We start from the raw sequence: 13,086 nt of genomic DNA, 5'->3' as shown, positions 1-13,086 counted from the left end.
ATCTGATCAGGAAAATGAAAACGCTATCTTCATTATACCTGTTTGTGTCGGGTTCCGGGCATGTAATTTCAGACATTGATAGAATTCTTTTTCGCCGTCGTGATTCATGAAGTACTCCCTCGACAATACCGGGTGCATTTGGGACGGATCGTAATAAATGTGCATGCCTTCTGCGGCAATGACTCCCGATGTTTTTTGCGTCCACAGGAGATCGCCGAGAATAAACTGTTCCGTTATATCCGCCGGTGCTTTCTCCAGATCAAATGCATCATGAATCTCAAGCACGGGTTTTTCTTGTTTGTGCCAGATGAACGTCCGGTGAAAGGACGTCAGCCCGGAGACAGGATACGTACCGCCGAGCTCCAGCCCGTACACAAGACGTGCGTTTTCCGTGAGGACGTTCGTCTGCACCGCCTTTCTCTCCCGCCCTTCTGTCTGATAGATTCCATTAATCACAGGAAGGGAATGGCCGCGTGCGTGATTGGTGATGAACGTATACCGTTTCTCGTCAAAATATCCTTTTTGGTATAATCCCGCTCCCAGATCCTTCAGAAACGCCTCCCCGTTTTTCATCATTATCATTTGGCCGACGTCATTATGGTTGTGCGGTTCATCGTTATGGCCGCCCTTTGCGGCGAAGGCATAGTGATCCGTATCTGCATGAAACCGCGACACCACCCACTGGGACGAGGCCATCACCTCATCTTTATCCTCCCACTTTCTGCCTTGAAGTGTGTCATCGAACCATATCCATTCCCGCAGAAGCGGTGCCCACCGCGCGCAGTGATCGTCCGTATAAGGAGCGCGGAGATGATCATCCGGAACTGTCACATCAGAGAAACAGTGGTGCAGGTAATGGCTCAGTCCGAGGTGAACCGCCTGCTCCGGCACACAGTCCGAGAAGGAAACAACTTTACTGCGGTATAAAAATGCTTTCTGCTGAAAACGTGCGAGCCCGCCGACACCGGCGCGTTGAAATAGATTGATATGTCCGCCGGAATGCGCGAGCAGCAGATCGGCAAAATAAACGAAAAATCCGAACCCGTACTGCCAGTATTGGTACCCCTCCAGGCACACGCCGTCTTCATTAAATCCACTCAGAAAATAATCCATCGTCCGCACATTCCGCTCAAGAATCGCATCCAGCACCTCACCTTCTTCGAGCAGGTGCATCGCAGCCGCTCCGACCGACCCGGCACAGACAGCCGCCCAGTTATGATCGACGGTTTCCCAGTGATACGTATGGTTGAGAAAGGGCTGCAGCACGCGCCCGCGGACCTCTTCCTCTATACGCCGGCAGAGCCTCTCTCCAAGTTCGGTGCCGAGGATGCTTTTCATCTCACTCAGCGCAAAACTGGTTTCCGCGGCAAACAGATCAATCGTACTCGGATCATCGTCTTTGATGTGCGCAGGCAGGCACCACGAATATTCCGAACAGACATCTTCCACTTCATCCCGGAGAGCCTGTTTGTACTGCTTTTTTTCCGAATGGATGAGCGTCATGAAGGCAAACGTGTTCATACGGTGTCTTCGGTGAAAATAAACGGCTTCGTATTCCTTCCGGGAACCGGTCTCCTCAAACAGACAGAACAAATCATCTGTCAGCTGCGGCGCGGGACGTTTGATCAGGCGCTCTGCTTCATCTCTTGTCTCCGATACCAGACGCTGCCACCCCGGATGCAGCGCTCTTTCTTCCCACCACGTTCTGTCAAGCACGAACGTCGGCAGAAGTTCCGTTCCCTTGTGTTGTGAAAACAGCATGAGCTCCTCCTTCGCTGCAAACAGGAGGAAGGATCAGGGTGATGACACCCTCATCCTTCGTTTTGTTATTCCGCGTTATTATCGATAATCTCCTGTACCTTTTGATCGGCATTCTCTATGGTCGTCTCCAAATCCTGTTCTCCGAGGAGGAAGGCGTCCGTTTCACTCATATAGGCGTCTTCTGCTTCACTGATGTAGGTTGGTGGAATGTTAAGTGGTGCGGCCTCGGACGTTTCGAGCACATTGATGAGAGATTCCGTGTCTACTTTGTCCGGAGCGGCACTTGCCTGAACAAGGTTATCGACGACTTCCTGCAGGTCCGCATTCTTGTAAGCCGGCAGGTATCTTCCCTGTTCCTGGATACCTTCTGTCGTGTACCAGCGGATGAATTCAAACGCTGCTTCCTTGTTCTGGGAACCGGAATAAACAGAAAGGAAATCGGCACCGGCCGGCGTCGTCACCGGATCTCCTTCTTCGGCTTTCGGGTACGGCGCAAACGATACATTGAACGGCGAAGGACTGCCATCGATACCGCCTGCTTCACTGATCATCCAGCTTCCCGTCAGGATGGTTGCCGCGGACTGGTTGAAAAACTGATCCCGGTACGACAGTTCCTGGGAAATCGTATTGTCATACGGTACGGCGGATCCATCTTCATGACCCCGCTGCCTGATTTCAAGGGATTGTCGTATCTTTTCACTGTCGATATTGGATGTGGTGCCGTCATCTTTGACGAGGTTGCTGTTTTCCGGCTGGTTGAACGCTGCCAGTTTGACGTAGTCGATCCACGTATGGAAATACGTACCGTACATCTTGTTGGCGCCTTCGCCTTCAGACAGTTGATCGGCATAATCCATGAATTCATTCCACGTCCAATCCGTCGGAAGTTCCAGGTTATTTTCGTCCAGTTTATCCTGATTCATCATGACAAAGTGCATATTATATTTTCCCGGCAGCGCGTAGCGTTCGCCGTCAACAGCTGTGTCCACACGGTACTCTTCATCATAATTAAACCCTGCTTCATCAATATAGCTGTTCAACGGTTCAAACATACCCTGACTCACGCGCTGTGCGTAGTTGGATGCATCGTTAACCATGATGACATCAAGCTGGTCGCCGGATGCCGCGGCCAGGTCAATCTGCTGCATCGTTTCGTTGGCATCATTGTTTTCCGGTGTTACCGACTCTACATTAATGTTCGGATGCGCTTCTTCAAAGGAAGCAATGACATCGTCCCAGTTGTCCTGTTCCTCGTTGTACCAGTGGTGAAGACGGATCGTGACTTCTTCCCCTGACGACCCGCCGTCGGACGACGAATCGGACGCTTCCTGCTCTCCCCCTCCGGAACATGCCGCCAGTGCCGCAAGCAGAAACGTACCCGACAGTGTAAACAGTGATTTTTTCATTAAAATTCCCTCCTTCATTATAGTTAAAAGGTTACCCTTTTACTCCCCCTCGTGCGATACCTTCAATGACGTATTTCTGACCGATGATGAAAATAATGATAAGCGGCAGAATGGCCGAAACCGAACCTGCCATAATCAGACTGTACAGCTCCCCACTGCTCGTCGAGAACCGCTCAATCGCGAGCTGGATCGTCGACAAATGGTCCGACCGCAGAAAGATGAGCGGTCCCTGGTAGTCGTTCCACGTCCAGATAAACCGGAGAATCGCGTAGGTCGAAATAGCTGGAACCATCATCGGCACGACCACTTTGTAAAAGATCGTAAAATGCGAAGCTCCGTCCATTTTCGCCGCATCAATGTAGTCATCCTGAATACTGGAGAAAAACTGCCTTAAGAGAAATGTTCCAAGGACACTGAAACTGTTCAGCAAAATTAACCCGAGGTGGGTGTCAAACAGGTTCAGCACCCGGTACATCATGAACTGCGGCACCAGAATAGCCTGCGCCGGGATCAGGAAGGTCGCAAGCACGATCAGAAACAACACATTTCTTCCTTTAAAATGGATTTTGGAAAATCCGTACGCCGCCAGTGCGGAAACGGTTACAGATAGCAGCGTTGTGAGCACCGTTACTTTGATGGAGTTCCAGTAGTACAGAATGAAAGGCTGCTCCCCGAACCACACGCGGCGGTAATTGTCCCACTTCCAGTCCGACGGTATCCATTCAATCGGATACGAGAACACGTTGGTTTCTGCCTTCAACGATGCAGACAGCATCCAGATAAACGGCATCAGAAACAAAAGCCCTATTGCGAACATGATAATGGTAATAATAACTTTTTTCGTATTCAGTCTCCGCAGACGATTCAATACCTTTCACCCCCTTAATAATTCACCCATTTTTTCTGCCCGATCCACTGAATCGCTGTGATTACAAGCAGCATGCCGAGCAGTGTAATCGCAATCGCTGACGCGTAACCCGATTTCAGATTTTCAAAGGCCTGCTCATACAGGTAATACACGATAACCGACGTGGAATACCCCGGGCCGCCTTCGGTCAGTACGACAATCAGCTCAAACGATTTGAAACTGTAAATGATTCCTGTGATTAAAAGGAAAAATGTTGTCGGCGACAGCATCGGTACCGTGATATTTTTAAATTTCACCCAGGCCGACGCGCCGTCCATTTCCGCTGCCTCGTATAAATCCGCCGGGATATTCTGAAGTCCGGCAAGATAGATAATGAGATTAAATCCGATTGACGTCCACACCGTGATGATAATCACCGATACGAGCGCCCAGTCGGAATCAGCCAGCCATTTTGGCGGATTGTCGATTCCGATCGACATGAGAAATTCATTAATCGGGCCGTACGACGGGTGGAACAATAGCTGGAATACAATCGCAATCGCTACGATACTGGAGATATAAGGCATAAAGTAAATAACCTTGAAAAATCCCTTAAAGTATACGTTTTTGTTGATAACGACAGCCAGAACCAGCGACAGCACCATCGTCAACGGTACGGCCAGAATCAGCCAGATGTTGTTCACCACCGACTGGATGAACGGCTCATCCTGCACCATGTTTCTGAAGTTCTCCAGTCCTACAAAGTCCGCGCTCTGAAATCCGCTGATGAACACCCAGTCCGTAAAACTGACAGCCAGCGCGATAAAAATAGGAATAATGATTAAAACAGTCGTTCCTATCAACATCGGCGCCACGAACATATAGCCCGCGAAGTTTTCTTTGAACTTCGTGCTTTTGAAGCGGCCCAACTGCTGTTTCTGCGTATTACTCTGATATGCTGTGGTAGCTTCATTCTCTGCCACATCCATCACCCCCCTATGGTTTAGTAAGCGGTTTCAGCTGTAGGTATATTGTATGCGTTTTCAACAATGAGCACATGGAACAGATTTGACTGAAATGAAAAGAATTTTGCTTTTTGCTGCAACGAGGTTTCTCTGAGGCATCCGTTTTGTGGACACTATTTGATGGGGTTGCGGCATTAGCAGCCGTTAAAAACGCTCTATAGGACACTATCTCCATTTTTCGCACGGTTAGTGGTCATACACCCTACATAGGGAACCACTAATCCGGTTTTTCCACATCTTAGTGTCCGATAGGTCTTTCCTATTGGACACTATCGCTTTCTTTCATTTGAATAGTATTCATAGGCGGCGCCGCATTCTTTGTGCTGGACCCGCCGCAAGTTAAAAACCGGCCCGGTATGGTGACACGGGTCGGTTTTTATTCACGAATATCGGCATCCGTCTTTGCTGCCTGTTTTTTTTCTGGTCCTTTTTATATGGGTAGCGGTGAAGATAATAAGCATGAAAAGACATACCGCCAGTAGGTAATAGTCGGTCCATGACTGTTCCCCGAAGAAAAACGAAAAAAAGAAAGATGTCCCGACCATGGCAAGGATCAGCCAATACATCCCGTGCGCCTCCCTTTTTTTACCTATAGTATAACATACCATCAGAAAACCTGCGGCCTCCCGCGCGCTGCTTTTCAAGCAGGAATTTATATTATATCGACGATTGTTTGTGGGATATCGGCTTATCCTGCTTTATCGGCGCGAACGCAATGCTCCTTCCATTTAACATTGTCTTTCTCCGCCAAGTCAGTCAAATTATTTTCATAATAAGCAAAATAGTTATATGAAAGCGCATACAATACAACGTACAATGATAACCGTTATGGACACTTACAGAAAGGAGGCTTGTACGTCACCGCAGCATAATAATGAAAAAAGGGGTTATGAATTCGATGATTGGAAAAAAACAGCTGGCGTCCGCCGCTCTTCTGCTGGTTTTGCCGGGACTCGCCACTATGACAGCCGGTGAAAAAGTGCTGGCGGATGAAGAAAGGGAAACCATTACCATCAATGGGAATGATGTCGATGAAGATCACCGGTTCAAAGGATTCGGCACGGTTTCTGCCAATAACACGACACGGTTGATGTTGGATTACAAGGAAGAACATCCAGATGCGTACTGGGAGATTATGCATCAATTGTTTGATCCTGACACCGGCGCGGGGCTTGCCCACGTGAAAGTGGAACTGGGTGCGGATGTGAACTCTTCATCCGGAACAGAACCCGCCACCAAGCGTTATGAGGATGAACCTGCCAACGTCCTGCGCGGAGCTGGATTTCAGTTCGCCGCCGATGCGAAATCGATCAATGAAAATATTACAACTGAAATTTTGCGCTGGGGAGAACCGCGTTGGACGTGGGAAGGTGCGGCCAATCAGAATTATGAAAAGAGATACCAATGGTACAAAGACACAATCGATGCCGTGGAAGAAGAATACGGCTTTAAGCTGGATTATGTCGGTGTGACGCAGAATGAACGAGCCCAGAACGGTAACGGCAGAATTGATGAAGAATGGCTGCAGTATTTCACTACATCTCTTGAAGATGAACCAAATTACGCCGAAGACTATGAAGATATCAAACTTGTGGCCGCGGACGGGTACCGCGATACATCTTCTATCAGTCAGACCCTTCTCGACCATGAAGACCTGCGGGAAGATATCGATGTGATCAGTACCCACTATGAAATATCAGGCTCTGCTGAATTAACAGAGCTTCAGAACACCCTTAAAGATAATGGAAAAAAACCAAAAGAAGTCTGGATTTCTGAAGGTGTTGCCCCGATGGTGAACGCACGCTACCGGGAAAACATGGAACCGCAGTACAACGGGCTCGGCGGACAGTACGGCATTGTGGATGTCACGTCCCGTATCATCTCCGCTTACTCCTGGGAAGGAGCCGGTGAGCATCCGCTCAACGCTGTATCATTTGACTTTCAGCCTTCGGTCAGTGCTTTCTACGAAGGCGCGTCGTACAATCCGAAGCATCTGATCAGCGCGAAAGACCCCTGGTCCGGTTTTTATGAAGTGGATGGCGGTCTTCAGGGTGTGCGCCATGTCATGAACTTTATCGAACATGACGACCGCTCCACAGAGAAAAATGAGCGCTGGCAGTACGTACAGGGCGCGACGGCGAGCGACGGAGAATTTTTCGACGGCGGTGTCGAAGTTGATACAAGCACGCACAACTACATGACGCTGAAAGACCCGGAAACAGACGACTACTCCACGATTTTCGCCAACAATACGGAAGATACCCGCCGTTATACGATGCAGGCGGAGCAGTTAAGCGGCAAGGAAAATGCTCCGGTTCACGTGTGGGAAACCAAAGGTCCCGGGGAAGGCGGAGCGATTGATGAAAACTGGTTCCAGCACAAAAAAACGATCACACCGGAAGACGGACAGTACAACATTGATGTAGGTCCTTACTCGATCGTCACCATCTCCACATTGGACAAGCAGGCTGAGGTGGAAGGTTTTGAATATGAGTCGGCCCCGGTCGATACGTCCGAAGACACGATTCTTTCTCTTCCCTACGAGGATGATTTTGAATATGACGAGTACGGCACCGATGAACAAGGAGGAGACTACATCGAGCGCCGCGGCGGTACGCCGCGTTATACCACCGATCAAACCGGTGCGTTCGAGGTCGTGAAACAGGCTACCAAACCAAAAGAACAGGGAAGCTACGAGCGGGTCGAACGGAGCATTCCAAAAGCAGAACAGCACGGCAGCATGCTGCAGCAGAAAATCACGCCTGACATTATCGGCGCGGAATGGGCTGTCTGGGGCGGAAATGACGGCGCAAAGGCCGACCGCAACCCGACAACCAATATCGGGGACCACCGCTGGGCGAACTACAAAGCATCGTATGATTTTCTGCTCGACACCCACACCCCGAAAGCAGAGAACAGAAGCAATTATGCGCTGATCGGCGTCCGTCAGGTGAAAGCGGGCGGCGGTGATTCCCAGGCTCCTTATAACGCGAAAGTTTATGAGGATGGAACCTATGAAATAGTGAAAATGGGAAGCGTCGTTAAAGAGGGAACCGTCGACGGCTTTGATAGCAGCAAGTGGCACAATATAGCCCTGGAAGCAAAAGAAAATACGTTTACGCTGTATCTCGATGAGAAGGAAATCGCAAGCTACACCGATAAAGAAAAAACGGTCATGGCCGGACGGGTGTCGCTTGGCTCCGGTTATTATGAAACACTCATCGACAACTTGAAAATCGAGCCGCTGGACAGCTATGCCTACGAATCAGAAAAGGTAGATAACGCGCAAGGTCATGTCTACGATTCGAAAGAGGAAGCCCAAAGTAACGAAGACGACGTGAATCCGATCGGTTACGTGGGCGACTGGACCTACAGCCGTACCGGGTTTGATCATTTCAACCGGACATTGATGACCACCGAAACCGATGTACCTGTCTGGAACGGCGTGGACATCGACCACCAGGACACGACCGACACCCGGGGCACATTAAATAAAGTCTACTATTCCGGCGATTGGTCCTCCAATGGAACAAATGCCTGGGGATCCGGCGGCGAATCATTTGAAATTACATTTGAAGGAAATGAAATCAGGTTGTACGGCATCACGAATCCATCCAACGGGACCGCCGATGTCTATCTTGACGGCGAACCAGCCGGAGAGGCAGACTACCTGAATAACAGCGAAAGAGAGCAGATGGTCTGGTCCGCTGAAAACCTGGAAGAAACCGAGCATACGTTGAAAGTTGTTGCAAACGACGGGTATGCGAGCTTCACCCACGCTGAGGTGGAAACATCGGAGGAGCGTCCGCTTACGACAAAGGACACCCTGGCTCCCGATGATTTCACGGCCGTATCGGAAGAATCAGCGATTGACGGGAACGATAACACTGTATATGCCTACCGTGAAGGGGAAAACGACTGGGGCGCCAACAGTACCAATGCGTGGGCAAATTTTGACGACAATCCGTACATTCTTGTCCATTTCACCGGCACCGGCATTGACTATTTAGCAGGCACCGGCGAAGAAACCGCCTATCAGGTGGAGCTCGACGGCGAAGATATGGGGAGTCACACTGTCGACTCCGACACCGGCATCCGCTATTCCGTACGCAACCTCGAAGAAGGACAGCACACGTTGAAAGTGTCGCTTGGAGACAATGAAGCCAAAGAAACGTATATGGATTACCGCGGCGTCAATATTTACAGCACCCCGGATACGGAAGAACAAACAAACAGCATGGTGTTTGATTTTGAAGGTACAGGCTTTAACCTGTTCGGTGCCACGCCGGATGCGTTAATTGACGTGTACGTGGATGGCACCCTGATTCAGGAGGATCACCGGATTCATGCTACCGGCGCGAGACAGACGTCCTACGTGCTGCGGGGACTCGAAAACAAAACCCACAGCGCCGAAATCGTCGTGAAAGGCGGCAGCTTTGTACTGGACGGCATGGATGTGATTACTGGAGAAAATAACATCAGCGTCGATAAATCCTCGCTGCAGGAATTGTTCGACGCCCAGCAGGACAGAAACCATAAAGACTATACAAAAGACAGTTGGAAAACGTTCCATAAAACCAGGCAGAACGCAAAGCAGATACTGAAAAATCCGAACTCCACCCTGATAGAAGTCCATGCTGTAGAGAATTCCCTGCAGCAGGCCGTAGATGGACTGGTGGAAGCATAAAATTGGTTTAGAACGCCGTCCCTTTTACGAGGGGCGGCGTTTATATATATCAGCGGAACGCTCGCAACATCTCCATTTTCGCCCGCAATCGACATGGTTTCGCTCGTAAAGCACACAATTTCGCTCGCAATCGACAATATTCCGCCTGCAAACACCTAAAGCAGGTTCATCGCAGCCACACTATATCGTTTCTCACGAGAAAGCGGCCGTTGAAGGTCATCGGCACTCCTTCTCCGTTCCGCTCGGCGTGCATATGTAGATGGGGTTCACTCGTGTTGCCGGAGTTGCCGATGACGCCGATCGGATCACCTTCCTCAACGGTGTCCCCTTCTTCCACCTGCACGCTGCCTTCCTGCATGTGGGCGAGAAGCACCTGGACATTTTGCCCGTCACACTGCACTTCCACAAAATTGCCTCTCGGCTGATCCGCGTTGGTCTCAGGGGGTGTGAGATCCGGCAGGGTGCTGCGGCTTGCGGTCACTTCACCGCTGCATGGACTGTGCAGTTCTTTGCCGTATATCGTGTATTTATCCAGATTTTCCGGATACAATCCTGCCGCTCGTGATCCCAGCGTATTCAAAGCCACGACATCGACGGCGAATTCCTGCGCCGGATGTGCGTTGTGGTAGTTAATCTGTGTATCCGCGCCTCCGTGACTCACGTAATATGTGCCATTCTGCAGCGGAAAGGCGAGTTCCACCGCTTCTTCTTCCGCACTGTATCCGTTTATAATACCGATGTGATACATACCAAAAATAATCAGCAGCAGAACGTAGACGACAAGCGATCCTTTCTGACTGCGGGAGTATGCAGCACGAAACGGCATAGTCCTGATTTTTTTCCACGAAAAGAAAAGCGCCAGCACCAGTAGAAGCAGCCAGACAAAACGGAGGTAGTAACTGGACCAGTACCATGGTGATGACAAAAAGATCCAGCTGATAAACGTTGTCGTGAATAGTCCCTGTATGATCCACTCCAGCTTGCTGGTCATTTTCGCCCGCCACAGCGAAATGATGAACAACGCCGGCAGCAGAAGCTGGATAATGAATAACTGTATGATCGTTCCCGTCATTGATTTTCTCCTTTTCTTCAGTAGTAGAATAAACGATTTCGCTCGATTTCGACACAGTTTCGCTTGTTTTCGACACGTTTTCGCCCGCAATCAACATACATTCGCTCGTAATCTACCTCATTGCGCCCGCATTCAGTGTGCTTTACTTCTATGTTAAAATAAAACATCAGCTAACGACAACGCAGCCGAGGAGTGAACCGTAGTGGAGAAAAAAGATATAGCCAGCCTGCGCCGGCAGTTCAAAGTGGACAACGATACATTAACAATTTCCGAGATTTTTCATGTGTATATTAGGAGAGACACGTCCGAGATCTATCATTACCAGAGTCAGCCGTTTGAGATGCTTGATAAGGAGCAGCAGGAGCTTTTCATGACCAATTTCAAGAAAGTCCTGACCGGAAAGCTCGATGAAAAATTATTCGAGTTGAAATTTCAGCGGGACGTGGAACATTCCAGCCAGTTGATTCTGCATAAAGGGCTCTTAAGCTCGGAGACCGAAGATTGGAAAGAACAGATGCTTCATATGACGCAGAAAATGATAGACGATGAGCCGTATGAAAAAGATATCGTCATCACCTTTATCCGCGCGGAATATGCTGTTCCCTCGGGGCGCCGGAGCGAAGAAAGCGGGGAAGGCGGGACGGATACGATGTATTCCAATTCTTTTATTCTATGCAGCATCAACCAGACCGAAGAACCGAAGCGGGAAATGCAGTTCGATTATATCGAGAAAGAATTCAAGTACAACGTCGAGACCGATCCGGTCATTGATCTCGAGCATCCGATGTCGGGATTTCTTTTTCCATCCATCACGGACGGGGCGGCTGATGTAAACCGTGTTCTTTATGCGGCGGGAAAAGCCAATGACCCTGATTACCGCTTCATCGAAGAGGTATTAAATGGAGAAACAATCGTAACAGCAAAAGAAGACAAAGCCGTGTTCGAGGAGGTGATCAAAGACGTCACCGGCGGACAGGTCAGCCCTTCCACCCTCGCGAATGTGTACGGGGAGATCCACCGCGTCGTGGAGGAAAATGAAGAAGACACCGCGCCGACGCTCGATTACAAAGACGTCGGGCAGGTGCTGAAACAAAGCGGCGAAGACGTCGATCCCGAACAGGTGAAAACAGCGTTCCAGCGGGCTGTGGATAACGACAGCCACGAATTGAAAGCAAGCAGTGTCGTCCCGAAATACAATTCGAAGTCGATCAAGATTAACACTAAAATCGCCAATATCTCTATCAGCCCGCAGGATCTCGAATACGTCCGGCAGGTAAATTACAACGGGAAACGCTGTATTATGATTGAAGTAGAAGAAGATGCAGAAGTAGACGGGTTAAAAATGCTTCCGGAAGCTTTTAATCCATAATCTGCTTACTGCCAGATTCTTATACCATCCAGGATGTAACCTAACACTTCTATAGCCAGAGACCCTCTGTCCTTCTTTTTGCGGAGGGTTTTCTGCCCCTCAACGGTTATCATGTAATACACCGCCCCGCTGGTCTGCTTCTGGTCGTCGTACCAATAGGAACGCACCCGGTTTTTTTCTTCAAGCTTCTGCAGCTTATCATCCAGTCTTACTGCGTTAAACCGGTTCATTGATTTCAACCGGAGACGCCTGGCCAGCTCCCTGCTCTGCATATTCTCATGATACAGAAGCTCCAAAATGAGCGTATCGAGATTCCGTTTTTTCCCCAAAACACATCTCCTCCCTCTATCCGCTGATTCCTTTGTCTTGCATACTCCCATACCATTTGATTCCATTTTATCACATATAGGAGTGTTTCAGACATTTGACTTTTGTATCAACCGAATCTATTATAGATATAATAACTCTTTCATAGAGGTGAAAAAAGATGAAGTTTTCGAAGGCGACCAATTACGCATTGCATACGATGCTGTATTTTGTGGTGACCGATCCAAAACAGCAGCTGGGCGTACAGCCGCTGGCGGAGAAAATGGAGATTTCGCCGACGTATCTGTCCAAGATTTTAACCCAGCTCGTTAAAGCGGGGCTCGTGGAATCGGCATCCGGAGCCAAAGGCGGATACCGTCTGCCGCGCGGCTGGGAAGATATATCGTTTCTTGATATCATTCATGCCGTGGAAGGACCTGTCTCCCTTTTTGACGGCTGCCTGAACGATAATCCGGAGTGCATGGTAAAGCAGGTGATGGTATCAGCCGAAGATACAATGGAAGAAGAGCTGAAGCAAAAGACATTAGCGGATTTTGCTGAAGCAGTACCGGCCGCTCTCTGAGCCGGTGTAGATTTTTCAGCTTATCAAAGA

Annotated in this window: 9 protein-coding genes; 3 read left to right on the top strand and 6 right to left on the bottom strand. The window is 49.4% G+C overall.

What is annotated here, in order from left to right:
- Positions 1-6 precede the first annotated feature (6 nt).
- The 4 genes from BM124_RS05140 to BM124_RS05125 form a co-directional block, all read right to left on the bottom strand.
- Complete coding sequence (locus BM124_RS05140; protein WP_093335763.1) at positions 7-1,761, bottom strand: heparinase II/III family protein; 1,755 nt, start codon at positions 1,759-1,761, stop codon at positions 7-9.
- A gap of 65 nt (positions 1,762-1,826) precedes the next feature.
- Positions 1,827-3,167 carry an ABC transporter substrate-binding protein gene (locus BM124_RS05135; RefSeq protein ID WP_170840973.1) on the bottom strand — a complete coding sequence of 447 codons (1,341 nt, stop codon included), beginning with the start codon at positions 3,165-3,167 and terminating at the stop codon, positions 1,827-1,829.
- A 31-nt stretch (positions 3,168-3,198) separates the two neighbouring features.
- Positions 3,199-4,035 carry a carbohydrate ABC transporter permease gene (locus BM124_RS05130; protein ID WP_244504238.1) on the bottom strand — a complete coding sequence of 279 codons (837 nt, stop codon included), beginning with the start codon at positions 4,033-4,035 and terminating at the stop codon, positions 3,199-3,201.
- 14 nt (positions 4,036-4,049) lie between these two features.
- On the bottom strand, positions 4,050-5,003 hold the full coding sequence (locus BM124_RS05125) for a carbohydrate ABC transporter permease (RefSeq protein WP_093335760.1): 954 nt from the start codon (positions 5,001-5,003) through the stop codon (positions 4,050-4,052).
- A gap of 934 nt (positions 5,004-5,937) precedes the next feature.
- Between BM124_RS05125 and BM124_RS05115 the strand changes: the two genes are divergently transcribed.
- On the top strand, positions 5,938-9,726 hold the full coding sequence (locus BM124_RS05115; protein ID WP_244504237.1) for an S-layer protein: 3,789 nt from the start codon (positions 5,938-5,940) through the stop codon (positions 9,724-9,726).
- A 166-nt stretch (positions 9,727-9,892) separates the two neighbouring features.
- Here BM124_RS05115 and BM124_RS05110 read toward each other — a convergent pair whose 3' ends face one another.
- Positions 9,893-10,798 (bottom strand): M23 family metallopeptidase, encoded by a 906-nt coding sequence (locus BM124_RS05110; protein ID WP_093335757.1) that lies wholly within the window; start codon positions 10,796-10,798, stop codon positions 9,893-9,895.
- A gap of 202 nt (positions 10,799-11,000) precedes the next feature.
- On the opposite strand from BM124_RS05110, the gene BM124_RS05105 reads away from it, so the two are divergent.
- On the top strand, positions 11,001-12,167 hold the full coding sequence (locus BM124_RS05105) for a DUF4317 domain-containing protein (protein ID WP_093335756.1): 1,167 nt from the start codon (positions 11,001-11,003) through the stop codon (positions 12,165-12,167).
- Between the two features lie 5 nt (positions 12,168-12,172).
- On the opposite strand, the gene BM124_RS05100 is transcribed toward BM124_RS05105, so the two are convergent.
- Positions 12,173-12,496: a helix-turn-helix transcriptional regulator gene (locus tag BM124_RS05100; protein ID WP_170840972.1), complete on the bottom strand. Its 324-nt coding sequence runs from the start codon at positions 12,494-12,496 to the stop codon at positions 12,173-12,175.
- Between the two features lie 158 nt (positions 12,497-12,654).
- On the opposite strand from BM124_RS05100, the gene BM124_RS05095 reads away from it, so the two are divergent.
- A complete protein-coding gene (locus tag BM124_RS05095) occupies positions 12,655-13,056 on the top strand; it encodes an Rrf2 family transcriptional regulator (RefSeq protein WP_093335752.1) in 402 nt (133 codons plus the stop codon).
- Positions 13,057-13,086 lie beyond the last annotated feature (30 nt).

This window comes from Salibacterium halotolerans (genome assembly GCF_900115625.1).
Taxonomy (GTDB): Bacteria; Bacillota; Bacilli; order Bacillales; family Marinococcaceae; genus Salibacterium; species Salibacterium halotolerans.
This window is presented reverse-complemented; position numbering and strand designations above follow the sequence as displayed.

What these genes read in the sequence shown, in the direction of transcription:
- BM124_RS05140 (WP_093335763.1), bottom strand. Translation starts at nt 1,761, where the DNA reads ATGCTGTTTTCACAACACAAGGGAACGGAACTTCTGCCGACGTTCGTG.
- BM124_RS05135 (WP_170840973.1), bottom strand. Translation starts at nt 3,167, where the DNA reads ATGAAAAAATCACTGTTTACACTGTCGGGTACGTTTCTGCTTGCGGCA.
- BM124_RS05125 (WP_093335760.1), bottom strand. Translation starts at nt 5,003, where the DNA reads ATGGATGTGGCAGAGAATGAAGCTACCACAGCATATCAGAGTAATACG.
- BM124_RS05115 (WP_244504237.1), top strand. Translation starts at nt 5,938, where the DNA reads ATGATTGGAAAAAAACAGCTGGCGTCCGCCGCTCTTCTGCTGGTTTTG.
- BM124_RS05110 (WP_093335757.1), bottom strand. Translation starts at nt 10,798, where the DNA reads ATGACGGGAACGATCATACAGTTATTCATTATCCAGCTTCTGCTGCCG.
- BM124_RS05095 (WP_093335752.1), top strand. Translation starts at nt 12,655, where the DNA reads ATGAAGTTTTCGAAGGCGACCAATTACGCATTGCATACGATGCTGTAT.